Genomic DNA, 23,511 nt, shown 5'->3' with positions numbered 1-23,511 from the left:
ACAAATGGAAAAGAAGCGCAATGCTTTTGAAATGAACATTTCAGCAATCAAAACGATGATCGAACAGGATGGTTTTGTACCAGGAGATCGGATTCCGTCCGAACGTGAATTAGCGGAGCGACTTTCAATCAGTCGTCCCTCCGTCCGAGAAGCACTCCGGACATTAGCCTATCTCGGAATCATCGAGACAAGACACGGAGGAGGCAGTTTTCTCTTGAACCGTGACGACCATACCTACATTCAGATCATCGCACAATTTTTAGTGACCGGCGATTCGAAATTTGAAGATTTGGCAGGGACACTTCGTTTGCTTGAACAATCAGTTTTCGTTCAACGTACGGACTGGTCCATCCTTGAAGCGTACATCGATTCCGATGCCGCTTTTCGAGAGGCGCTGATCAGTACCGTCGACAATGACTTATTCGAACGGATTTGGCGACAGGTGAATGCCTTTTATCAAAGTTTTGGTCAAGGGGAGCTCTATACGCGAGCGGAACGGGAAGCTTTTCTAAAACGCTCGTAGGAACCACAAGGGGGAACTAACGTGCAAGCATTTTTTCGCAAACCTAAAAAATTTGTCACTTTGACGTCAAAAGAACAACGGGTCGACGTACCCGTCGGTTTGATGACAAAATGTCCAAAGTGCAAACTGATTCAATATACGAAACAACTGGAAGCCAATTTAAAGGTCTGTGCATGCGGATACCATCATCCATTAACGGCACATGAACGTTTTCATCAACTGTTTGATGAAGGAACGGTGACACATTTTGAATTGCCGGCCGTCAAAGCCGATCCACTCCAGTTTGAAGGGTATCCGGATAAAGTAAAGGGTGATCAATTACGAACTGGACTCGATGAAGCCATCGTATGCGGGGTCGGGGAAGTGAACGGGTATCCGCTTGTTGCCTGCGTCATGGATGCACGTTTTCGGATGGGCTCAATGGGAGCAGCAGTCGGAACGGCCATTGCAGAAGCGGTCCGGTATGCGACGAAAAACCGTTTACCTGTCACCATTTTTTCAGCATCAGGCGGAGCGCGGATGCAAGAAGGGATGGTCAGTCTGATGCAGATGGCAAAATCAAGTTTGTTTTTAAAACAGCATTCGGATGCAGGATTACTCTATGTTTCTTGTATGACCCATCCGACGACAGGTGGAGTCTCGGCAAGTTTTGCGATGCTAGGAGATTTTAACATCGCGGAACCCGGGGCGCTGATTGGTTTTGCCGGTCGGAGAATCATTGAACAAACGATTCGTGAAAAGTTGCCGGAAGACTTCCAAACGTCAGAGTTCTTACTGCAGGCGGGACAACTTGATGATGTCGTATCGCGACACGACTTGAAAACCTACTACACACGTATTCTGATGATGCACTCGGAGGGAGCAAACCATGCAACCATTTGACCAACCAGTAATCGCATTACGCGAAAAAATACTAGAACTGCACGATATGGCGGAAACACAAGGTCTTGATTTTAAAGAAGAACTGAATTTATTAGAAGAACGGTTACGTCGATTAGAACTCGATATTTATGGGAATATGAAAGCGTGGAACCGTGTTCAGTTGGCACGTCATCCAGAACGTCCGACGACACTCGATTATGTTCGTCTGATTTGTGAGGACTTTATTGAATTACACGGTGACCGACACGGGTACGATGATGCAGCGATCGTCGGTGGTATCGCGATGTTTAATGGGCAAGCGGTTACCATCATCGGTCATCAGCGGGGAAAAGACACAAAAGAAAATATTCGGAGGAACTTCGGGATGCCACATCCGGAAGGGTACCGAAAAGCACTACGATTGATGCAACAAGCGGTCAAGTTCAACCGCCCGATCATCACGTTCATCGATACGAAAGGGGCTTACCCAGGTCGAGCGGCAGAAGAGCGTGGCCAAAGTGAGGCGATCGCTAAAAATCTGTTTGAAATGGCAGGGATGCCAGTCCCGATCATCTCGATTGTCATCGGTGAGGGGGGGTCAGGTGGAGCGCTTGGTATCGGTGTATGTGATCAGCTTCTGATGCTAGAAAATTCGACATACTCCGTCATTTCACCGGAAGGCGCCGCCGCTCTTTTATGGAAAGATGCATCCCTTGCGGAAAAGGCGGCGGAATCGATGCAAATCACGGCACCGGATTTACTTCGTCTTGGAATCGCTGATGGAATCATTCCAGAAGTCATTGGGGGAGCCCATTTAGATGTTTCATTACAGGCGGATAAAGTGAAATCTGTTATAGAACAAAAGCTTGCATTTCTTGTCCAATTGACACCGGAACAGTTAATCGAGAAGCGCACAGAAAAATATCACCAAATTGGCACATAACATACATGTAATCGCTATCATGATTGGCAATCCTTATTTCGTGATAGGCTGAACAAACTGCTGTCGAAAGTTTATGCAATCTGACCTGTTGTAAAACAACAAAACTACGTGCTATTTTAGACTAAGATTAATGGAGAGGTGATTAACGTGAGTTTGAAACGGATTGCTGTTTTAACAAGTGGTGGTGACGCACCCGGCATGAATGCCGCAGTGCGTGCTGTAACACGTAAGGCGATTTTTCATGGACTAGAAGTATTTGGTGTCTATAACGGATATCAAGGTTTGATCAATGGAGATCTCGTTCAATTGAACTTAGGTTCAGTTGGAGACATCATTCAACGAGGAGGAACGTTCTTACGTTCTGCCCGTTGCCCAGAGTTCCGGACCGAAGAAGGGCGCGCGAAAGCGGTCGTCAATCTCAAGAAATTTGAAATCGATGCACTTGTCGTCGTAGGTGGTGACGGGTCTTATCGTGGTGCCCAAAAACTGACGGGTTTAGGATTCCCAACGATTGGACTTCCAGGAACCATCGATAATGATATTCCAGGGACGGATTTCACCATTGGTTTTGATACGGCATTAAACACAGCACTTGAAGCGATTGACAAGATTCGTGATACAGCGTCTTCACATGAGCGGACGTATGTCATCGAAGTCATGGGTCGCGATGCCGGTGATATCGCATTGTATGCCGGACTAGCAGGTGGAGCAGAATCGATTTTAGTTCCAGAGCGTCCTGAAGATTTAAAAGAAGTATTGAATCGAATTCAAAGTGGTGTCAATCGGGGTAAAAAACACTCGATCGTCATCGTGGCAGAAGGCGCGGGTCGTGCGCAAGATGTGGGCGACGAAATCGCGAAAGAAACGGGTCTTGATACACGTGTTACCGTATTAGGTCATGTTCAGCGTGGTGGCGCACCAACTGCAGCCGACCGCGTGTTAGCTAGCCGGATGGGGGCATACGCAATCGACATCTTACTAGAAGGTAAGCAAGGTCGTGTCGTTGGTGTCCGTGGTGGGAAAATGATTGATCTCGACATCGATGAAGCGTTAGATGAGAACAAACATGAACTGGATCTTGAAATCTTAGAGTTGTCGAAACAACTATCGATTTAAGGTTTTTCAGCATCAGTTGAATTTAGGATAGGTTTGTTGGCATTGTTCTTAAACAAGTAGCCAAACATTGTAGGAGGTTTATGGAATATGCGTAGAACTAAAATTGTATGTACGATTGGACCGGCGTCAGAAAAACTTCTTCCAGAAATGATTGAAGCAGGTATGAACGTTGCACGTCTCAACTTCTCACACGGTGACTATGAAGAGCACGGTGCACGTATTACGGATATCCGTCGTGCAGCAGAAGAAGCGAATAAATTAGTGACGATTCTTTTAGACACAAAAGGTCCTGAAATTCGGACGCATACGTTTGAAGAAGGAAAAGCGCTTCTCGTTCGCGATAAGCAAGTCATCGTCGTCAGCGGTGACGCAAACGAAATCGTCGGAACAGCAGATAAATTCTCTGTGACGTATGACGGTTTATATGATGATGTCGAAGTTGGTTCGATGATCATGTTAGACGATGGATTAATCGGACTTCGTGTCGCGGAGAAACTTGACAACCGCGAACTCCTTTGCGACATCGAAAACGAAGGAATCATCAAGACGAAAAAAGGGGTTAACTTACCGAACGTAAAAGTTAACTTACCTGCCTTGACAAATAAAGATATCGCCGACATCGAATTCGGAATCAAAAACGACATCGATTTGATTGCTGCTTCATTCGTTCGTCGTGCGTCTGATGTCGTCGCAATCCGTCAATTACTCGAAAAACACAATGCGAGCCACATCAAGATCTTCCCGAAAATCGAAAACCAAGAGGGTGTCGACAACATCGAAGAAATCATCGCGATTTCAGACGGTTTGATGGTCGCGCGTGGTGATCTTGGAATCGAGATTCCGACAGAAGAAGTGACACCAACACAAAAAGACCTTATCAAAATCTGTAATGACTACGGTAAACCAGTCATCACAGCAACACAGATGCTTGACTCGATGCAACGTTTCCCACGTCCAACACGTGCGGAAGCATCAGACGTCGCAAACGCGATTCTTGATGGAACAGATGCGATTATGCTTTCAGGTGAAACAGCAGCTGGAGATTACCCGATCGAATCAGTTCAAATGATGCATACGATCGCGAAGCGGACAGAAAAAATGCTCGACTACAAAATGCTCTTAAAAGATCGTCAAACACGTAGCGAACATACGGTGACGGATGCGATCGCTCAAGCGGTTACACACACAGCGATCAACTTGGATGCAAAAGCGATTTTGACACCAACACAGTCTGGTTATACAGCTGCGCGGATCTCAAAATACCGTCCTGAACCAAACATCGTTGCAGTGACACCAAGCGCACGTGTTGCTCGTCAATTGAACATCGTTTGGGGTGTTTATCCAATCGTCGTCGATCACCTGTCGGACAACACGGATGAGATGCTGACGCTTGCTGCTGATACAGCAAAAGAAGCAGGATTCGTCACAGATGGTGACCTCGTCGTCATCTCAGCCGGTATCCCAGCTCTTACAGCAGGTACAACGAACATGCTGAAAATTCACATCGTCGGTAAAGAGATCGCAATCGGTCGTGGCATCGGTGAACGTGGCATCGTTGGCGAAGTCGTCATCGCACATACAGCAGAAGAAGCAAACGCAAAAGCGAAACCAGGGATGATTCTTGTTACGAACTCAACAGATCGTGACATGATGCCTGCAATCGAGCTTGCGGCTGCAATGGTTACAGTAGATGGTGGATTAACAAGCCACGCTGGCATTGTAGGACCATCACTCGGTAAGCCGGTTATCGTCGGTGTCGAAAACGCCTTGACACTCTTCACAGATGGTCAACGTATTTCAATTGATCCGTTAACAGGCAAATTGTACAACGCATAATCAATGGGACGGACGTGGCCGAGAGCCATGTCCGTTTTTTTTTCGAATAGGGGGATTCACATGGAAGCCTATCTGTTTTTGATTGGTCTTGTATTGATTGGTGTCATTGCTCAAAATAAATCCTTGATCATTGCAGCGGCCTTTTTATTGATCATTAAGGCGATCGGTTTAGACAGCCGCCTGTTTCCTTCCTTACAGGCGAAGGGAATTACCTGGGGGGTCACCTTGATCACAGCGGCCATTCTGGTACCGATTGCAACCGGTGATATCGGATTTAAAGAATTGTTGAATAGTATTCGCGGGCACATCGGCATCATTTCTTTTCTGGCTGGAATTTTCGTCGCCATCATCGCCGCACACGGTGTCGGACTGATGAAGGAAGATCCACTGGTCACGACGGCACTGCTTGCCGGAACGATTCTGGCGGTCGGACTGTTTCAAGGTGTTCCGGTTGGACCGTTGATTGGAGCTGGGATTGCGGCGCTTGTCATCGGAATGTGGGACATCATCGTCAAGGTAATCAGCGGTTAAGTCTGTGAATGGCATGACATTGAATTAATTTTTTGATAATAGTATGCAAGTTCGTTCACTTTTTGGTTAATTTTGTTTATACTAAGGACAGAAACAAGATGGTCTATTCAAGAGCAAACGGTTCGACGTGGGGAACGACTCTTGCGTAGACGTCTTTTTTTCAATACGGAAATGAAAGCGTTTTAAATTTCTGGGGGAAAAAAAGGGGGATTTTTGTATGACACAAACAAAAGGTTTAGAAGGAATCGTCGCGACAGCATCGAAGATCAGTTCGATTATCGATGGTCAATTGACGTATGGCGGCTATACAATTGATGATTTGGCGGAGCACGCCTCATTTGAAGAAGTGGTCTTTTTACTTTGGAATGACCGCTTACCAAAAGAAGAGGAACTGAAGCAACTATCAGAAGCATTGATTTCTGAAGCAACCGTTGCCCCGGCAGTACTTGAGACATTAAAAGTGGCACCAAAAACTGCAAATGCGATGTCTGCTATCCGAACTGCCTTGTCACAACTGGCATTATATGATGAGTCTGCAGAAGATATGTCGACGGAGGCGAACTACGCTAAAGCCATCAAACTCCAAGCGCAAATCGCGACACTCGTAACAGCGTATGCTCGTATCAAAAAAGGACAAGAGCCGATTGCACCGAAAACGGGACTCTCTTATGCGGCAAACTTCCTCTATATGCTAACAGGTGAAGAACCAACTGAAGTGGCAGAAAAAGCGTTTAATCAGGCGCTTGTCCTGCACGCCGATCACGAACTGAATGCATCGACGTTTACGGCGCGTGTTTGTGTCGCAACGCTATCAGATATCTATTCTGGTGTGACAGCAGCAATGGGCGCACTCAAAGGTCCACTTCACGGTGGAGCGAACGAAGCGGTCATGAAAATGTTGGTTGAAATTGATTCGGTTGAAAAGGTTGACGAGTATGTTCATAATAAACTTAAGAACAAGGAAAAAATCATGGGCTTCGGTCACCGTGTCTACAAGGACGGCGACCCACGTGCGAAGCATCTCCAAGAGATGAGCCGTCAGTTGACTGCGCAAATCGGAGAACCGAAATGGTACGAGATGTCAGTCAAGATTGACCAAATCGTCCAATCGGAAAAAGGATTGAAACCAAACGTTGATTTCTATTCCGCTTCTACGTACCATGCACTTGGACTTGATACGGAATTGTTTACACCGATCTTTGCCGTCAGTCGGATGTCAGGTTGGTTAGCGCACATTTTAGAGCAGTATAGCGACAACCGTCTCATTCGTCCACGCGCCGATTATATTGGTGAAACACACCGGACATACGTGTCCATGAACGAACGTTAAAAAAACGGAGAGGAGCAATCCTCTCCTGCTTTTTGATGACATCAATCATATTCAAGGGGGATTTTACAAATGGCTACAATTCATGGCGAAAACATCACGGTAACAAACGGGACTCTTAACGTACCAAATGCTCCAATCATTCCTTTCATCATCGGTGATGGCACTGGACCTGATATCTGGAATGCTGCAGTCCGTGTCTTCGACGCTGCTGTCGAAAAAGCATACAACGGCGAGAAGAAAATTGAGTGGAAAGAAGTCTACGCTGGAGAAAAAGCCTTCAATAAAACAAGCAACTGGCTTCCGGAAGAAACGCTTGATCTCATCCGCGAACACATCATCGCAATCAAAGGACCACTTACGACACCAGTCGGCGGCGGAATCCGTTCGTTAAACGTTGCGCTTCGTCAAGAACTTGATTTGTACACATGCCTTCGTCCGGTCCGTTACTTCACAGGTGTTCCTTCACCGGTCAAACGCCCAGAAGATACAGACATGGTCATCTTCCGCGAAAATACGGAAGACATCTATGCAGGAATCGAATATGCATCAGGCAGTGAAGAAGCACAAAAATTACTTAACTTCCTTCAAACAGAGATGGGTGTCAATAAAATCCGTTTCCCTGAAACGTCTGGTCTTGGCATCAAGCCAATCTCAAAAGAAGGAACAGAACGTCTTGTGCGTGCAGCGATTGAATACGCTCTTGAAAACAAACGTACTTCATTGACGCTTGTCCATAAAGGGAACATCATGAAGTTCACAGAAGGTGCTTTCAAAAACTGGGGCTATGAACTCGCAGAGCGTGAGTACGCAGAACACGTTTTCACATGGAACCAGTATGATCGCATTAAAGACGAAGAAGGTGCTGACGCAGCGAACAAAGCTCAGTCTGAAGCAGAAGCAGCTGGCAAGTTGATTGTGAAAGATTCGATCGCAGATATCTTCTTACAACAAATCTTGACGCGTCCAAAAGAATTTGATGTCGTCGCAACAATGAACCTAAATGGTGATTACATCTCTGATGCCCTTGCAGCACAAGTCGGCGGTATCGGAATCGCACCTGGAGCAAACATCAACTACATGACAGGACATGCGATCTTCGAAGCGACGCACGGTACAGCACCGAAGTATGCAGGACTTGATAAAGTCAACCCGTCATCCGTCATTCTCTCAGGAGAAATGATGTTCCGTCACTTGGGCTGGAATGAAGCAGCAGACTTAATCGTCCAATCGATGGAAAAATCAATCGAAGAAAAAGTCGTCACATATGACTTCGCGCGTCTGATGGACGGTGCAACAGAAGTGAAATGTTCTGAATTTGCGGATGAACTCATCAAGAATATGTAATTGAATCTTGAGTAGGGGGACTGGACAATGAATCGACGGAAAAAGATTTCGGTCATCGGTAGCGGATTCACAGGGGCGACGACAGCACTGTACCTCGCTCAAAAAGAGTTAGGGGATATTGTGCTCGTCGATATGCCACAGCAGGAAAACGCAACGAAAGGGAAAGCGCTCGACATGCAGGAGACCGCACCCATCCAAGGGTTTGATGCTTGGATTAAAGGGACATCGGATTATCGAGACATCGAAGGCTCTGACATTGTGGTCATTACGGCCGGCATTGCCAGAAAACCGGGGATGAGTCGCGAGGATCTTGTCAGCACGAATGCGAACGTCATGAAGGCCGTCACAAAAGAAATTGTGACCCATGCACCGGAATCCATTATCATCGTGTTGACGAACCCTGTCGATGCGATGACCTATACCGTCTTTCAAGCGTCCGGTTTTCCGAAAGAACGGGTCATCGGTCAATCTGGTGTGTTAGACACCGCCCGGTTCCGAACGTTTGTCGCGATGGAACTGAACGTATCCGTCAAGGATATTTCCGGTTTCGTGCTCGGTGGGCACGGAGACGATATGGTTCCCTTGTTACGTTATTCTTATGCAGGCGGCATTCCGCTCGAGAAGTTGATCCCGCCAGACCGATTGTCTACGATCGTTGAGCGGACACGTAAAGGTGGCGGAGAAATCGTTCAGTTGCTCGGTAACGGTTCTGCCTATTATGCACCGGCAGCTGCAATTGTCGAGATGGTCGAAGCCATCCTGAAGGATCAGCGGCGCATCTTACCGGCGATTGCTTATCTCAAAGGCGAATACGGGTATCAGGAATTGTGCTTAGGTGTTCCAACGATCATAGGTGGAAATGGTGTAGAACAAGTATTAGAACTTGAGCTCACACCCGAAGAAAAACAAGCCCTAGACCGTTCTGTTTCGACTGTCCGTTCTGTTCTTGAACTTCTTTAACAACGTATTGTTCTCTAAATTTATTGTGGGAAAAGGTGAGTCCGATTAGTTTTCGGGCTTACCTTTTTTTATTTTTTACCAAGGTGTGGCGAGGCCGTTGCGTAAATAAGTCCCCTTCTCGAAATCTCTCTTTTTGTAAAAAAATATACCATAAATGCTGATTATTTGGGGTAAACGAATAAAGTACGCTATTTTTGAAAAATCAAAGGGGGAACCACCATGCGCGCTGTCACTTATCAAGGTACAAAAAATGTCGAAGTGAAAGATGTTCAGGATCCGTCGATTGAGAAAAGTGATGATATCATCGTCAAGATTACGTCTACTGCTATCTGTGGGTCAGATTTGCACATCTATCAAGGGAATATGCCGGCGAAAAAGGATTATGTCATTGGACATGAACCGATGGGAATCGTAGAAGAAGTGGGTCCTGACGTGACGAAGGTCAAGCGGGGCGACCGGGTTGTCTTACCGTTCAATGTCGCGTGTGGTCATTGTTTCTATTGTGATCATGATATGGAGAGTCAGTGTGATAATTCCAATGGGAACCCTCATGTCGATACAGGCGGGTATTTTGGATTTACGGAAGAGTTCGGCGGGCATCCCGGTGGACAAGCAGAGTACTTAAAAGTCCCGTTTGGAAACTTCATGCCGCTCGTCGTTCCTGAGTCATGTGAACTGGAAGACGAAGCGTTGTTGTTTTTGTCAGATGTTATCCCGACGGCGTACTGGAGCGTCATCAATTCAGGGGTCAAGAAAGGAGATACCGTCGTTGTCTTAGGATCAGGACCTGTTGGGTTGATGACACAGAAATTCGCCTGGATGCAAGGGGCAAAACGGGTCATTGCTGTGGATGAACAAGTGTATCGTCTGAATCATGCGAAGATGACGAATCGGGTCGAGACTGTCAACTTACAAGATCACCAAGAAACCGGACAGTATTTGAAAGAACTGACACAGGGCGGGGCGGACGTCGTCATTGATTGTGTCGGATTTGATGGGAAGATGTCTGCGCTTGAAAAAGTTGAACAAAAGATTGGATTACAAGGTGGGACATTGAGTGCCATCAATATTGCGAAAGACGCTGTCCGGAAATTCGGAACGGTCCAACTGACAGGAGTCTATGCTAAAAAATACAATCAATTCCCGCTCGGGGATTTCTTCACCCGAAACATCACGTTGAAAATGGGGCAGGCACCGGTCGTTCATCTGATGCCGGAATTGTTCCAAAAAATCATCAATCAAGAATTTGATCCAACCGATATCATCACCCACAAAATTGATTTGGAGCAAGCTGCTCATGCGTATCAAACGTTTAATGACCATGCGGACGGTTGTATCAAAGTCATTTTAAAACCATAACGAAACCAGCAAAAAGACCGCTTCCGACATTCGAAGCGGTCTGTCTTTTGTATGAGTAGATCTCATCTGGTTTGTCCGGTGAGGTGCATAGATTAAAAGAATAAGACGGGCCACAGGAAACCAACCGCTAAGCCAAGTAAAAGACCAACGAAGACCTGAAACTCGGTATGCCCAACCAATTCGTTGAGTAACGGTGTTTCGTGACGGATTCCTTTAAAGTAATCATTTAGAAGCTTGGCTTGTAAACCAACTGCTTGCCGGACTCCGGTTGCATCATACATGATGATGACGGCGAAAATCGTAGCGAGCGCAAACAGTGATGAATCAAACCCTTCTTGAAAACCAATTACGACAGCCAGTGCGACGACAGTCGAACTATGTGAACTAGGCATGCCGCCTGAGGCAAACATAATTTCAAGATCAAATTTCTTGGTCTTAATTAGACCGGTAACGAGTTTTGCGGCTTGGGCAATAAACCAAGCGGTGATTGCTGCAAGTAACGGGTTGTTCCATTCCATATTCATTCCTCCACATTCAATGACGATATGTTACTGTTTCCCGAATTTTTCGGTTTCAACACGGGAAACTACTGGAAGAACATGTCCGACCTTAAAGATTATGTAAAGAAACGACAGAAAGATTTGTGGTTTAGTAGCGAAAGTCGTTAAGATGAAGACAGAAGAAGTGGATTCCACGGAATTCCTCATTCAAAGATGAAACGCGCTGAGGAGGCCAACTGTTTTGAAAGATAAAATAATCGTTGTTGATGATGAACTCTCAATCGCCACGCTTTTAAAATTTAATTTAGAGCAAGCCGGTTTTATCGTTGAAACCGCACATGATGGCATGACAGGTCTGAAATTAGCCGAAAAACAAGATGCCGCTTTAATCGTACTCGATCTGATGTTGCCGGAACTCGATGGGCTAGAAGTCTGTAAACGATTACGTCAACAAAAAATTAACACACCGATCTTGATGCTGACAGCAAAAGATGATGAATTTGATAAAGTACTTGGACTTGAACTCGGAGCCGATGATTATTTGACGAAGCCGTTCAGTCCACGAGAAGTCGTTGCGCGCGTCAAGGCGATTCTACGCCGGATGAATCAACAGTCTGTCGTAGAAGAGGTCACGGATGGAACCATCCTGATTGGGGATGTCAAAATCGTACCCGATAACTATGAAGCGTTTAAGGCGGACGAACGACTGGAATTGACACCAAAAGAATTTGAGTTACTGGTGTATCTCGCTAAAAACAAAGGCCGTGTCTTGACGCGTGATCAACTATTGTCCGCCATCTGGAACTATGACTTTGTTGGGGATACGCGCATCGTGGATGTCCATATCAGTCATGTCCGCGAAAAAATCGAACCGAACACGAAAAAACCGATTTATATCAAAACGATTCGTGGACTGGGTTATAAGATGGAGGAGCCGAAAGCGGAATGAGTAAATACCGCAAACGATTTATCCTGAAAATGTTGTCCTTCATCAGTTTGGTCTTGGTCGCCTTAGGATTTTTACTCGGTCAGTCGTTTAAGGAATTTTATGTCAACAATGAAAAGGAAAAGTTGACGGACGAGACGGTTCTTGTTGAGACGATTTTGCGTGACCGGACGGTACCGGAAATGGCTGCTTATGTAGACAAGTTATACGCAGAATCGAATTTCGACATGATTTTATTTAATGGTCGTGGTGAAATCATTGCCGGGACACCGGTTGATGTGACGAAGCTAAATGTCCGTGCCATCAACTTCTCTGCTATTCCTGGTGAAGGGACGTTTGAGTCAAAAACCGATGAGACGAGTCTTCAATATACAAAACCAGTCATGACTGCGGATGGTAGTGAAGTTTATATCAGTTTCATCCGTTATACAAAAGATTTGAATTTGATTTATTCAAGAATCTGGACCGTCATCATCTTATCGTTACTCGCTTCTTTATCTGTCATCTTCTTTTCCGTCTACCGGGCGACCAAACGTTTTCTCCGTCCGATTGCAGAAGCGACTGAAGTGTTGTATGAACTCTCACACGGAAATTATAAGTCTCGCGTTTATGAATTGACATCTCCAGACGAATCGCGTGACCTCGGAAAATCAATCAATCTACTGGCGCGAAATTTAGAAAATGCTTCTTCCGGAGAGGCGATGCAACGGGCAAGACTCGAGTCGCTGATTGAATACATGGGTGCCGGTCTGATGTTGATTGATGAGAAAGGCTACGTGTTACTCGTCAATCGGACGTACCGGGAAATGTTTAATATCCATGACAAATCGAACGGTCAACTCTATTACCGGGTGCTACCGAATGAAAAAATGAGCCAAGTGATTGAAGACGTCTACTTGACGGAAAAACCGAATCGGAAACAATCGAGTGTCCGTTTCGGATTAAACAGTCGGACCTTCATGGTCAGTGCCGCACCGATTTTCGGGAAAAACGGACGTGTCCAAGGGACGACGGTCGTCTTTAACGACATTACGGAAATCAAAAAACTGGAACAGATGCGTAAAGACTTTGTGGCGAACGTCAGTCATGAGCTGAAGACACCGTTGACGTCGATCAAAGGATTTGCGGAAACCTTGTTAGACGGGGCACAGGACGTCCCGGAAATTCGGGAACAGTTCTTAAACATCATTCATGATGAATCAGAACGAATGCAGACGCTGGTCGAGGATCTACTTGAATTATCTCGTCTTGAACAGGATAACTACCAGCTCGAGACGGCGATTGTTGATGTGACGAGTTTGCTCCGCGAAACGGAAACCTTACTGCGACACAAAGCAGCCGAGAAACAGATGACGATTCATCTTGAGACGGAAGAAGAAGTGTTCATCCGTGCCGATTTAAACCGTTTGAAACAAGTTGTCGTCAATCTCGTCGCCAATGCGTTGAACTACACGCCAAATGGCGGGAACGTCTGGATTAGTCTGGAAGATGGCGAGGAAACGGTGATGTTGCGGATCAAAGATGACGGAATCGGCATTCATCCGAAGGAAACGCAACGGATCTTCGAACGGTTTTATCGGGTCGACAAAGCGCGGAGTCGAAATTCAGGTGGAACGGGTCTCGGACTCGCGATCGTCAAACACATCATCGATCTCCATCACGGAACGATTGACGTCGAGTCAGAAGAAAACGAGGGGACAACCTTTACGATACGTTTACCGAAAAAGGGATAATGGTTCATATTCTCTTTACAGAATAATCGTATGCTAAAAGTACCTTCTTCATCATCTGTGTCCCGACTGGATCAGCTCCCATGTCGAGAGGCACAAAGGCGATCGGCATTTTAGCCGGTCGTCTTTTTTTGTCGGCTTTTTAGCGAACAAATGTGTGTAGAGTGATACAATAAGGACAGAAAATCTTCCAAAGGGGCGTAGATGATGGAAAACAAATTGTTATTGATTGATGGAAACTCGCTAACGTATCGTGCTTTTTTTGCTTTGCCGCCGATGACGGACGCACAAGGACGTAATACGAATGCCGCATACGGTTTTACGATGATGCTGTTAAAACTACTTGAAGAGGAACAGCCGACACATATGCTTGTGGCGTTTGATGCTTCGAGCGAAACGTTCCGACACGATGTCTATCAGGAATACAAAGGGAGTCGGGAAAAGACACCTTCTGAGCTTCGTGAACAATTTCCGATTGTCCGGGATATTTGTGAAGCCTTAGGGATTCAAATGATGGAACTTCATCGGTACGAGGCAGATGATTTAATCGGGACACTCGCGCAGACGATGCCGGCTGACCGCATCCGGATCGTGACGGGAGATAAGGATTTACTGCAACTCGTGACCGATCAAGTCGAGGTGTTAATCACTAAACGTGGGATTACAGACGTCCTCTGTATGACAGAAGAATTATTTGCCGAGACGTACGGCGGTTTGAAACCGATGCAGATGATCGATCTGAAAGGATTGATGGGAGATAAGTCCGATAACATCCCAGGGGTGCCGGGAATCGGTGAAAAAACCGCCATCAAACTGATTTCTGCCTATGGGTCGGTCGAAGGGTTATATGAACATGTCGAAGACTTAAAAGGAAAACAAAAAGAAAAAGTCGTCGCCAATGAAGAGTTGGCGCGCCTCTCGAAAGAACTCGCGACGATTAAGCTGGATGTCCCGCTTGATGTTACGCTGGATGATTTAAAAATCAGTGAGGTCGATACACAGATTCCCTATTCGTTGTTTCAATCGCTTGGTTTTAAATCATTGACGAACCGGTTTGCACCGGTCGTCGAAGAAGCAGACAAGGAACAATTAAACGTCAAGACAATCTCATCCCTCCCGCTTGATGTCAAAGACGCCGTCCTTGTCGTCGAACAATTACGGGAAGATTACATGGAAGAAGATATCATTGGATTTGGTATCGCGACGCCGGATCAAATTTATGTTGCTTCATCTGAACTCGTCAATGATCCGGCATTTCGTGATTGGATTGAGTCCGAACATCAAAAAATCTGTCTTGATGCGAAACAGGTTGCTTTTGCCTTACGTAAACACGGGCTGACATTAACGGCATTCGATGACTTGTTACTCGCCGGTTATTTATTGAATCTGAGCGGAGGGACGACACTTGCTTCGATTGCCGGCCATTACATGCTGATGGCACCGAATGAAGAAGCTGTCCTAGGTAAGGGGGCAAAACGTCTTGCGCCGACGGACGACCTGTTACATCCTTATTTAGCAGAGAAGGCACGGATGATTGAATTGCTGTTCCCGAAAGTAGTCGAAGAACTGAAGGCGAATCAACAATTTGAATTGTATGAGACGTTAGAACGTCCGTTATCTGGTGTCCTTGCCGAGATGGAATGGACCGGCATCCGGGTTGACGTCGCGACGCTGCAGGAAATGCAACAGGACCTTGGAGGACGTCTACATGATTTAGAACAACTGATCTACGGGGAAGTCGGAGAAGCGTTTAATATCAACTCACCGAAACAACTGGGTGTCATCCTGTTTGAAAAACTCGAGTTGCCGGCGTTCAAAAAAACAAAGACGGGGTATTCGACAGCAGCGGATGTGTTAGAAAAACTGCGCCCCTTACATCCGGTCATCGATCATATTATGTTGTACCGGGAATTACAAAAGCTGCAATCGACGTATGTCGAAGGGCTGCAAAAAGTGATCAAGGAAGATGGGAAAATCCATACACGTTTTGCCCAAACGATTGCTCAGACAGGGCGCCTCAGTTCAGTGAACCCGAACTTACAAAACATTCCGGTTCGGATTGAAGAGGGACGGAAGATTCGCAAAGCATTTGTCCCAAGCGAACCGGGTTGGTCCTTGTACGCGGCGGATTATTCGCAAATCGAATTACGCGTCATGGCACATATGTCCGAAGATAAGACACTGGTCCAGGCGTTTTTGGATGATGCCGATATCCACACGCAGACTGCAAGTAGTGTGTTTGGTGTCGAATCGAACGATGTCACAGGTAATATGCGTCGTCAGGCGAAGGCGGTCAACTTCGGAATCATTTATGGCATCAGCGATTATGGTTTGTCGCAGAATTTGAATATCTCGCGTAAGGAAGCCCAAGAGTTCATCGACCGTTATTTTGAATTGTTCCCACAAATCAAGCTGTTCATGGATGCGGCCATCGAGAAGGCACGGATGAACGGATTTGTCGAAACGTTGATGAATCGTCGGCGCAACATTCCGGACATCAACTCGAAAAACTTCAATTTACGAGGTTTTGCAGAACGAACAGCAATCAATACACCGATTCAAGGATCAGCAGCAGATATCATTAAAAAAGCGATGCTTGACGTCCATGCGGCTTTAGAACAGTCGCCATTGCAGGCCCGTCTATTACTTCAGGTCCACGATGAATTGATTTTTGAAGCGCCAGATGAAGAGCTGGATGCACTAAAATCGCTTGTCAAACAAGCGATGGAACAGACCGTCCACTTATCGGTCCCCTTGCGTGTCGATGGAGATGCGGGACACTCGTGGTACGAAACGAAATAAGCAGTTGCTGGAGGAGGAAACAAGTTGCCTGAATTACCTGAAGTCGAGACCGTCAGACGTAGTCTGGAGCGGACGGTCTCCGGAAAAACGATTTCTTCTGTAAAAGTATTTCACCCGAAGATGATTCGCGGCATGGAAGTAGGTCCGTTCATTGATACGTTGAAGCAAGAACGGATCGAACGCGTGGACCGCCGGGGGAAGTTCTTACTGTTTGCATTCGAGCGTTTTTATTTAGTCAGTCATTTACGGATGGAAGGGAAGTATTTTCCGTATCCGCAAGCAATCGAAAAAGATAAGCATACGCATGTCATCTTCCGTTTTACAGATGGTTCGGAATTACATTATAACGATGTCCGGAAGTTTGGAACGATGGAGCTGCGAGATAAAGAGACGGCGATGTCTGTTGCTCCCCTTGCCCAACTCGAACGTGAACCGTTTGATCCGACGTTTACGGCAGAAGTGTTGGCAGAAAATCTGATTCGGAAAAAACGAAGCCCGATCAAAACGGCCTTGCTCGATCAGTCCATCTTTTTAGGTCTCGGTAATATCTATGTCGATGAGACGTTGTATGCAGCCCGTGTTCATCCCTTGACGAAAGCTGGTTCCTTGACACTCGATGAGATTGCCCGAATTCATGTTGCCGGTGTGGACGTGTTAGGGAAAGCCGTCGAAAGCGGCGGAAGTACGATTCGCAGTTATGTTTCTCCGACCGGGAAGGGTGAATTTCAATTGCAGCTGGCTGTTTACGGTCAGACCGGAGCCCCATGTCCGAGATGTGGAACGGCGATTGAAAAAATCAAGGTGGGGGGACGTGGGACGCATTTCTGTCCGACGTGCCAACAGGTAGCCTTATGAGAGTTGGGCTGACTGGAGGAATCGCGACCGGAAAAAGTACAGTGTCTGCTTATTTGCAAGAACAAGGAGTTGCTGTCATCGATGCGGATCTTGTCGCACGCGCTGTCATCGAACCGGGCGGATTGGCATATGAGGAAGTGAAGGCCGAGTTTCCGTCTGCTTTTTCAGATGGACAGCTTGTCCGTGCAAAACTGGGTGATATCATTTTTTACGATAGTGAAAAACGACTCGTGTTAAATGAATTGATGCATCCGAAAATTCGTCAGCAGATGCTTCAACAAGCAGACGAATATGAACAAGCGGGGCAGGCGTTGATCGTATTTGATATTCCCTTGTTACTTGAAGGGGACTGGAAACAACTCGTCGAACAAGTCGTGGTCGTGTATTGTAAGGCGGAGTTACAAAAAAAACGTGTGATGGAACGCAATCAATTGACCGCTGAAGAGGCACAGGCAAGAATTGATTCTCAACTGGATATCGAACAAAAAAAGCGGCTTGCGGACTATGTGTTATCGAACGAAGGCACTCGCGAAGCATTATACCAACAAATTGATCAATGGTTGGAAACAGTCCGGATGACAGGATAATAAGTCAGTCGTCGAACCAATGGTTAGTAAAAAAGACAGGCTTCAAAATGAAAGTGAGAGAAAGTTACCAACTTCTCTCACTTTTTTTAGATTACGTAATGAAATCGCTTACATTTCGTGATATAGTTCTATCTGTAAACGGAGCATCATCCGTCACATTGAAGGGGGATCCAGACATGGGAGTCAAGGTGGCAGTCAATGGTTTTGGGCGGATCGGTCGAATGGTTTTTCGTCGATTGATCGCTGAGGGGAAAAGCGAAGTCGTGGCGATCAACGCCAGTTATCCGGCAGAAACACTCGCACATTTAATCAAGTATGATACGGTTCACGGAAAATTCGAACATGCGGTCGAAATCGTTGAAAATGGATTGATGATCAATGGTCAGGTCATCCAAATCGTCAGCGAACGTGATCCTGAACGCTTACCGTGGAAAGTGCTTGAAATCGATGTTGTCGTCGAAGCGACAGGGAAATTCAATTCGGACGAAGGTGCTGCCAAACATCTGCGGGCAGGTGCTAAAAAAGTCGTCATTACGGCGCCGGCTAAAGGGGATATCCGGACGATCGTCATGGGGGTCAATGACGCGATGTATGATCATGAAGTGGATCATATCGTCTCAAATGCATCCTGTACGACCAATTGCTTAGCACCGGTCGTCCAAGTCATCGATCGGGCATTTGGGATTGAAACAGGACTCGTCACGACGATTCATGCCTTTACGAATGATCAAAATAACATCGATAACCCGCATAAGGATTTACGTCGGGCACGGGCCTGTGGCTCATCGATCATTCCGACTTCGACCGGGGCGGCAAAGGCGATTTCGCTTGTGTTGCCACATTTAGAAGGGAAATTAAATGGGCTAGCGTTACGGGTGCCGACACCAAACGTATCACTCGTCGACCTAGTCGTTGAAGTGAGTCGGGATACGACGGTCGCAGAAGTTAACGAAGCGTTCGTCAAAGCAGCGGACGGAGCACTCGACGGCATTCTGGGTCTGACCATGGAACCCCTTGTTTCGATTGACTTTAATGGCGAAGAAAAGTCAACGGTCGTTGATGGTTTATCGACGATGGTCATGGGAGGGCGACAAGTAAAAGTTCTCGCTTGGTACGATAATGAGTGGGGATATTCATGCCGTGTCGTCGATCTCGTCCATCTGGTGGGCGCACATATCAAGGCAAGGGGAAACGAAGAAAAACAACTAGAGTTAAAATAAAATAATAATGAAGAAACGCTCTACAGCAGTCAGTAGAGCGTTTTTTTTAGGGAAATATATTAAAATTCGAAATTTATCCTTGTGTATCTTTTTGATACTCGCTATAATTCAAATCGTGAACTTCAATCGGTCTGGCAATCGCAGCTTAAAGGGTTAGGACCTCTCTGGACTAACTTTCCCCCGTGGGTGCGAACGACTCAGGCGCAAAGTAAGTGATCATAACTACTTTGAAGACCATTGAATGTAGGGGGGATCCACAAATGGATACTATGGGAAGACACATTATTGCAGAACTTTGGGATTGTAATCCTGAAAAATTGAACGACATGGAATTTGTAGAACGACTTTTTGTTGATGCAGCACTTCAAGCTGGTGCGGAAGTACGTGAAGTCGCATTCCATAAGTTTGCTCCACACGGCGTCAGCGGCGTCGTCATCATCTCTGAATCGCATTTAACGATTCATAGTTTTCCTGAACATGGATATGCATCGGTTGATGTATTTACATGTGGCGATCGGATCGATCCGGCTATCGCAGCGCATTATATCGCTGACGGACTCGATGCGAAAATCCGTGAAAATGTCGAAATTCCACGTGGTATGGGACCTGTTGAAGTTCCTGCTGCTACGGTTCAGCACGTTAACTGACAAAAACACGAATGAACAAGCTCTCGTCTTCATGGCGAGGGCTTTTTAATATGTCTGACGTCTGTTATTCTTAATAGTAGAAGAAAACAGAAAAAGGTGATGACGAATGGGACTAAAGGAACGTTTGCAAAAACAACTGGAAACATCGGACACACATAAAAATGAAAAATTACGGACTCACTATTATGCAGCGACAGCAGAGATGTTGTTCACAGGTCTAGAAGCAGCGATTACACGCCAACAAGGAACAGTCAAACGAGTCGATCAAGGACGAGGGGAATTGGCCTTTCAGGCATCTGGACTAGACGGACTCGCGACCGTCATCATGGTCGGGTCAGGTCGGACGGCTGTCGATCTCTTTTTACATCGGGACGGATTGTTAGGTCCGGATCTTGAGAAATGGATTGAGTCGATTTATCAGGACCTCGATGCCGCGTATCGTTTGAAGATGATCGGCACAAGAGAAATTACGTGAATGGAGGTACGACATGCGTTGTCCAGCCTGCAACTATAACGGGACAAAAGTATTGGATTCACGACCCGTGCAAGATTTTGGATCAATTCGCAGACGGCGTGAATGTGAATCCTGCGGGTATCGCTTCACGACATTTGAGATGATTGAACAAACAGCGCTTATCATCGTCAAGAAAGATGGGACGCGTGATGAATTCAATCGGGATAAGATTCTTCGTGGATTGGTCCGGGCGTGCGAAAAACGACCGATTTCCATCGAACAACTGGAGACAGTCGTCAGTCGTGTTGAAAAAACGTTACGCGCGACCGCACAACACGAAATTCCAAGTGAACAAGTGGGGCGTCTTGTATTAAATGAACTTGCTTCTGTCGATGAAGTGGCTTATGTCCGGTTTGCCAGTGTCTATAAGCAGTTCAAAGACATCAACGTCTTTTTCCAAGAGTTATCGGAATTGATGGAACGCCATCAAGACAATGAACGAGAAAACCTAACATAATGAAGGAGAGGTCGTCTGTCTGTTCAGAACGCCCTCTCTTTTTCTCACGAAAGAAGGGACCAATCAAATGATGGAACGTGAATTGTCAGGGACCGATCTTTGCCTGATCATGAGTAATGGTGTCGTCGATCGGGAAGCCTATCAGTCCCTCTATTATTTATATCAACCGATCATTGGGGTGAAGGCACTTGGTTTGTACCAAACGTTTTGGAGTGAGATGATTCCTGGAAAAACAAAATCTCAATATATTTCACATGCGGAACTTGGAACGTTACTTGGGTTTTCAGTCGAGGAATTTAAAGAGGAATTGTTTAAGTTGGAAGGAATCGGCTTGATTCGGACATTTGAAGCGAAACAAGCCGCTTATCGTTATGTCTACCAAATACGCGTGCCGTTAGCCCCGCATACTTTTTTGAACGATGGTGTGTTATCCAGTTTACTGTTTTATCGTGTCGGTGAAATTCGATTCCGGTCGTTACAAAATCGATTCCGGACGGAGCCATTACCGAAAAACGTCGTCGATCGAACGGTACGATTTGATCAAGTGTTTGATGTCAAAGCCGGTTTGGCTTCAGCACATCAGCCGAAGTCGTATGCGAAACAAGAACGGGCGGCTTATGAATTTGATTATTCCTTTGATCTCGAAGAAATGAAACGTCAGACCGATCGGTTCTTACCCCGTAGTTTTTATACGAAATCAATCGATCATCTCTTGTTGAAATTAGCCTACGTGACGCAATCAAACGAGGCGTTGATGGCTGAACTGTTGAATGCCCGTTTTCGTCATGAAGCGTATTTGCCGATGACGGATAGTGAAAAACAAGAGCGTTGTAAACAAATGATGCTATCGGCGAAGCAAAAGCTGAGTCGCGAGAAAAAAGCGAAGGTGGCGGTCCTCGAGGAAGTCGAAGTCGGCGAGCTGAGTGAAACGGAAACGATGGAAGGCACCCATCCGAAACATTACGTTGCGAAATTAAGAAAAGTCAAAGCCTTGTCGGAACGGGACGAAGAGTTGATTCAACAGTTGATCATCGATTATGAGATGTCATCCGGGATCGTCAATGCAGCGTACTACTATGCACTTGTCATCAAAAAAGATAATCGGTTCAGTAAAAACTTCTTGCTTTCCATCGTTGACGATTGGAAACAAAAAGGGTACGTGACAGCAGCTGAAGCGCTAGCGAAAACAAAAGAACAAGACGAGTTGATTTCGAAAAAACAGGATCAGAAGCAAGAGCGTTCACGGCAGACGGTCGGAGGACGAAGAGGTCGTTCGAACGCGACCGGTCCAAATCCAAAATGGTTACAAGAAGAAAAAGAAAAACAACAGCAATATGAAGCGACGAAAAAAGCAAGCTTTGAAGCCGAAGTGCCAGATGATGAAGAAATGGAACGGATTCTGCGGGAGCTCAAGGGCAAATAAAGGAGTAGTGAGATGGAACATATCCAATCATCGATTGAAAAGATTTTAAATCGGCCGGACGTGGCGGAATCAGTTCGGGCCATCCATCAACGTGTGTTGTCGCATCCAGGCGTCATCATGTTTTTGCGGACGCATCCGGAAATCGATCAACGGACGATTGAACGAGGCATGTTGAAGCTGAACGAGTACGCGGAACAGATGCATGGGAATCAAATCATTGAGAAAAAAGCCGTCATTGAAGGATACCAGCCTGTCCTCCATCTAGAGAAAGGTCAAATCATGGTCGCTTATGAAAAAACACAAGCGTTACGTGATCTTGAAAATGAACGGGCTTTAGAGAAAAAGTTCAAAAGTTTGTTTTTACCAGATGAAGTCCGGGATGCGAACTTCAGTGATTTTGATTTGACGACGACGGACCGGAAGCTGGCCTTGCGGGCTGCGTCACAATTTTTAAATTCTGCGCGTTCGAAACAACAAACAAAAGGATTGTACCTGCATGGCAGTTTTGGTGTCGGAAAAACCTATCTTCTGGCTGCAATCGGCAATGCCTTGAAAAAAGAACGGATTGCAACGATTTTGGTCCATGCTCCTGGTTTTGTCTCGGAAGCGAAACGCCGTATCCGGTCCGATAGTTTTGATACGTTTTTGGAGAGTTTCCAAACGGTTCCTGTCTTGTTGATCGATGACATCGGCGCAGAATCCATCAGTCCCTGGGTCCGTGATGAATTGTTCGGCATCATTCTTCAGTACCGGATGATGCACCGGTTACCGACCTTGTTTAGTTCCAACCTTTCCTATGACGAACTCGAGTTGCATTTTGGCATCACGAACGACCAGGGAGATAAATTAAAAGCGATGCGCTTGATGGAACGAATACGGACGACCACGAATCCGGTTGAGTTTTTAGGTGAAAACCGTCGCCGGTATTAATTTCTCTTGTCAAGGAAGTTCGGTTTTCGCTATACTAAGGACACAATCGATATAGAAGTTTGCTACGATTGAGGACACGAAAAATGAAATGGTCCAG

The 23,511-nt window shown here is 46.1% G+C and carries 22 protein-coding genes; 21 read left to right on the top strand and 1 reads right to left on the bottom strand.

Going from position 1 to position 23,511, the window contains the following annotated elements; all coding sequences use genetic code 11:
- Positions 1 to 4: 4 nt before the first annotated feature.
- From BLD48_RS11045 to BLD48_RS11000, 10 genes are all read left to right on the top strand, one after another.
- Positions 5 to 523, top strand: coding sequence for a FadR/GntR family transcriptional regulator (locus BLD48_RS11045; RefSeq protein ID WP_071500263.1), 519 nt, complete (start codon positions 5 to 7; stop codon positions 521 to 523).
- Positions 524 to 544: 21 nt separating this feature from the next.
- Positions 545 to 1,405, top strand: coding sequence for an acetyl-CoA carboxylase, carboxyltransferase subunit beta (accD, locus tag BLD48_RS11040; protein WP_071500247.1), 861 nt, complete (start codon positions 545 to 547; stop codon positions 1,403 to 1,405).
- The gene (locus BLD48_RS11035) at positions 1,392 to 2,327 is read left to right on the top strand and encodes an acetyl-CoA carboxylase carboxyltransferase subunit alpha (RefSeq protein WP_071500246.1); all 936 of its coding nucleotides are present in this window, start codon (positions 1,392 to 1,394) and stop codon (positions 2,325 to 2,327) included. The genes accD and BLD48_RS11035 overlap by 14 nt, the downstream gene beginning before the upstream one ends.
- A 153-nt stretch (positions 2,328 to 2,480) precedes the next feature.
- Positions 2,481 to 3,443: a 6-phosphofructokinase gene (gene pfkA / locus BLD48_RS11030; protein ID WP_026830001.1), complete on the top strand. Its 963-nt coding sequence runs from the start codon at positions 2,481 to 2,483 to the stop codon at positions 3,441 to 3,443.
- An 87-nt stretch (positions 3,444 to 3,530) separates the two neighbouring features.
- Positions 3,531 to 5,279, top strand: a complete 1,749-nt coding sequence (gene pyk / locus BLD48_RS11025; protein WP_071500245.1) for a pyruvate kinase — start codon at positions 3,531 to 3,533, stop codon at positions 5,277 to 5,279.
- A 54-nt stretch (positions 5,280 to 5,333) separates the two neighbouring features.
- Positions 5,334 to 5,810 (top strand): DUF441 domain-containing protein, encoded by a 477-nt coding sequence (locus tag BLD48_RS11020; protein WP_193363390.1) that lies wholly within the window; start codon positions 5,334 to 5,336, stop codon positions 5,808 to 5,810.
- Between the two features lie 217 nt (positions 5,811 to 6,027).
- Positions 6,028 to 7,140, top strand: a complete 1,113-nt coding sequence (gene citZ, locus BLD48_RS11015; RefSeq protein ID WP_071500244.1) for a citrate synthase — start codon at positions 6,028 to 6,030, stop codon at positions 7,138 to 7,140.
- 69 nt (positions 7,141 to 7,209) lie between these two features.
- Positions 7,210 to 8,484 carry an NADP-dependent isocitrate dehydrogenase gene (gene icd, locus BLD48_RS11010; RefSeq protein WP_071500243.1) on the top strand — a complete coding sequence of 425 codons (1,275 nt, stop codon included), beginning with the start codon at positions 7,210 to 7,212 and terminating at the stop codon, positions 8,482 to 8,484.
- Positions 8,485 to 8,511: 27 nt separating this feature from the next.
- On the top strand, positions 8,512 to 9,444 hold the full coding sequence (gene mdh, locus BLD48_RS11005) for a malate dehydrogenase (RefSeq protein ID WP_071500242.1): 933 nt from the start codon (positions 8,512 to 8,514) through the stop codon (positions 9,442 to 9,444).
- Between the two features lie 219 nt (positions 9,445 to 9,663).
- Positions 9,664 to 10,803, top strand: a complete 1,140-nt coding sequence (locus BLD48_RS11000) for a zinc-dependent alcohol dehydrogenase (RefSeq protein WP_071500241.1) — start codon at positions 9,664 to 9,666, stop codon at positions 10,801 to 10,803.
- 92 nt (positions 10,804 to 10,895) lie between these two features.
- Here the strand turns inward: BLD48_RS11000 and BLD48_RS10995 are convergent, their stop codons facing one another.
- Entirely contained in the window at positions 10,896 to 11,327 is a 432-nt protein-coding gene (locus BLD48_RS10995; protein ID WP_369825786.1) for a divergent PAP2 family protein, read from the bottom strand.
- A gap of 217 nt (positions 11,328 to 11,544) precedes the next feature.
- Between BLD48_RS10995 and BLD48_RS10990 the strand changes: the two genes are divergently transcribed.
- The 11 genes from BLD48_RS10990 to dnaI all read left to right on the top strand — a co-directional run bounded on the left by BLD48_RS10990 (position 11,545) and on the right by dnaI (position 23,414).
- A complete protein-coding gene (locus BLD48_RS10990; protein WP_014970989.1) occupies positions 11,545 to 12,252 on the top strand; it encodes a response regulator transcription factor in 708 nt (235 codons plus the stop codon).
- Positions 12,249 to 13,982, top strand: coding sequence for a two-component system histidine kinase PnpS (gene pnpS / locus BLD48_RS10985; RefSeq protein WP_071500239.1), 1,734 nt, complete (start codon positions 12,249 to 12,251; stop codon positions 13,980 to 13,982). The genes BLD48_RS10990 and pnpS overlap by 4 nt, the downstream gene beginning before the upstream one ends.
- Before the next feature lie 201 nt (positions 13,983 to 14,183).
- Positions 14,184 to 16,781, top strand: coding sequence for a DNA polymerase I (gene polA / locus BLD48_RS10980; RefSeq protein ID WP_071500238.1), 2,598 nt, complete (start codon positions 14,184 to 14,186; stop codon positions 16,779 to 16,781).
- 24 nt (positions 16,782 to 16,805) lie between these two features.
- Positions 16,806 to 17,636, top strand: coding sequence for a DNA-formamidopyrimidine glycosylase (gene mutM, locus BLD48_RS10975; RefSeq protein ID WP_071500237.1), 831 nt, complete (start codon positions 16,806 to 16,808; stop codon positions 17,634 to 17,636).
- Positions 17,633 to 18,223, top strand: coding sequence for a dephospho-CoA kinase (gene coaE, locus BLD48_RS10970; protein WP_071500236.1), 591 nt, complete (start codon positions 17,633 to 17,635; stop codon positions 18,221 to 18,223). Before mutM ends, coaE begins: the two co-directional genes overlap by 4 nt.
- A 176-nt stretch (positions 18,224 to 18,399) precedes the next feature.
- A complete protein-coding gene (locus BLD48_RS10965; protein WP_071500235.1) occupies positions 18,400 to 19,443 on the top strand; it encodes a glyceraldehyde-3-phosphate dehydrogenase in 1,044 nt (347 codons plus the stop codon).
- 260 nt (positions 19,444 to 19,703) lie between these two features.
- The gene (gene speD, locus BLD48_RS10960) at positions 19,704 to 20,090 is read left to right on the top strand and encodes an adenosylmethionine decarboxylase (RefSeq protein WP_026827753.1); all 387 of its coding nucleotides are present in this window, start codon (positions 19,704 to 19,706) and stop codon (positions 20,088 to 20,090) included.
- Between the two features lie 106 nt (positions 20,091 to 20,196).
- Positions 20,197 to 20,565, top strand: a complete 369-nt coding sequence (locus BLD48_RS10955; RefSeq protein ID WP_071500234.1) for a hypothetical protein — start codon at positions 20,197 to 20,199, stop codon at positions 20,563 to 20,565.
- Between the two features lie 13 nt (positions 20,566 to 20,578).
- Positions 20,579 to 21,061, top strand: coding sequence for a transcriptional regulator NrdR (nrdR, locus tag BLD48_RS10950; protein WP_071500233.1), 483 nt, complete (start codon positions 20,579 to 20,581; stop codon positions 21,059 to 21,061).
- 67 nt (positions 21,062 to 21,128) lie between these two features.
- Positions 21,129 to 22,484 carry a replication initiation and membrane attachment family protein gene (locus BLD48_RS10945; RefSeq protein WP_026829993.1) on the top strand — a complete coding sequence of 452 codons (1,356 nt, stop codon included), beginning with the start codon at positions 21,129 to 21,131 and terminating at the stop codon, positions 22,482 to 22,484.
- A 12-nt stretch (positions 22,485 to 22,496) separates the two neighbouring features.
- Positions 22,497 to 23,414 (top strand): primosomal protein DnaI, encoded by a 918-nt coding sequence (dnaI, locus tag BLD48_RS10940; RefSeq protein WP_026829992.1) that lies wholly within the window; start codon positions 22,497 to 22,499, stop codon positions 23,412 to 23,414.
- Positions 23,415 to 23,511: the final 97 nt, after the last annotated feature.

The sequence above is a fragment of the Exiguobacterium sp. KRL4 genome (assembly GCF_001870785.1).
Taxonomy (GTDB): Bacteria; Bacillota; Bacilli; order Exiguobacteriales; family Exiguobacteriaceae; genus Exiguobacterium_A.
Note: the sequence above shows the minus strand (reverse complement) of the source record. Positions and strands in the feature narration are given on the sequence as shown.

Coding starts and splice junctions, on each gene's coding strand:
- dnaI (WP_026829992.1), top strand. CDS start 22,497: ATGGAACATATCCAATCATCGATTGAAAAGATTTTAAATCGGCCGGAC.
- pyk (WP_071500245.1), top strand. CDS start 3,531: ATGCGTAGAACTAAAATTGTATGTACGATTGGACCGGCGTCAGAAAAA.
- BLD48_RS11035 (WP_071500246.1), top strand. CDS start 1,392: ATGCAACCATTTGACCAACCAGTAATCGCATTACGCGAAAAAATACTA.
- nrdR (WP_071500233.1), top strand. CDS start 20,579: ATGCGTTGTCCAGCCTGCAACTATAACGGGACAAAAGTATTGGATTCA.
- BLD48_RS10965 (WP_071500235.1), top strand. CDS start 18,400: ATGGGAGTCAAGGTGGCAGTCAATGGTTTTGGGCGGATCGGTCGAATG.
- polA (WP_071500238.1), top strand. CDS start 14,184: ATGATGGAAAACAAATTGTTATTGATTGATGGAAACTCGCTAACGTAT.
- BLD48_RS10945 (WP_026829993.1), top strand. CDS start 21,129: ATGATGGAACGTGAATTGTCAGGGACCGATCTTTGCCTGATCATGAGT.
- icd (WP_071500243.1), top strand. CDS start 7,210: ATGGCTACAATTCATGGCGAAAACATCACGGTAACAAACGGGACTCTT.
- BLD48_RS11000 (WP_071500241.1), top strand. CDS start 9,664: ATGCGCGCTGTCACTTATCAAGGTACAAAAAATGTCGAAGTGAAAGAT.
- pnpS (WP_071500239.1), top strand. CDS start 12,249: ATGAGTAAATACCGCAAACGATTTATCCTGAAAATGTTGTCCTTCATC.
- BLD48_RS10955 (WP_071500234.1), top strand. CDS start 20,197: ATGGGACTAAAGGAACGTTTGCAAAAACAACTGGAAACATCGGACACA.
- coaE (WP_071500236.1), top strand. CDS start 17,633: ATGAGAGTTGGGCTGACTGGAGGAATCGCGACCGGAAAAAGTACAGTG.
- BLD48_RS11045 (WP_071500263.1), top strand. CDS start 5: ATGGAAAAGAAGCGCAATGCTTTTGAAATGAACATTTCAGCAATCAAA.
- BLD48_RS10995 (WP_369825786.1), bottom strand. CDS start 11,327: ATGAATATGGAATGGAACAACCCGTTACTTGCAGCAATCACCGCTTGG.
- mdh (WP_071500242.1), top strand. CDS start 8,512: ATGAATCGACGGAAAAAGATTTCGGTCATCGGTAGCGGATTCACAGGG.
- speD (WP_026827753.1), top strand. CDS start 19,704: ATGGATACTATGGGAAGACACATTATTGCAGAACTTTGGGATTGTAAT.
- citZ (WP_071500244.1), top strand. CDS start 6,028: ATGACACAAACAAAAGGTTTAGAAGGAATCGTCGCGACAGCATCGAAG.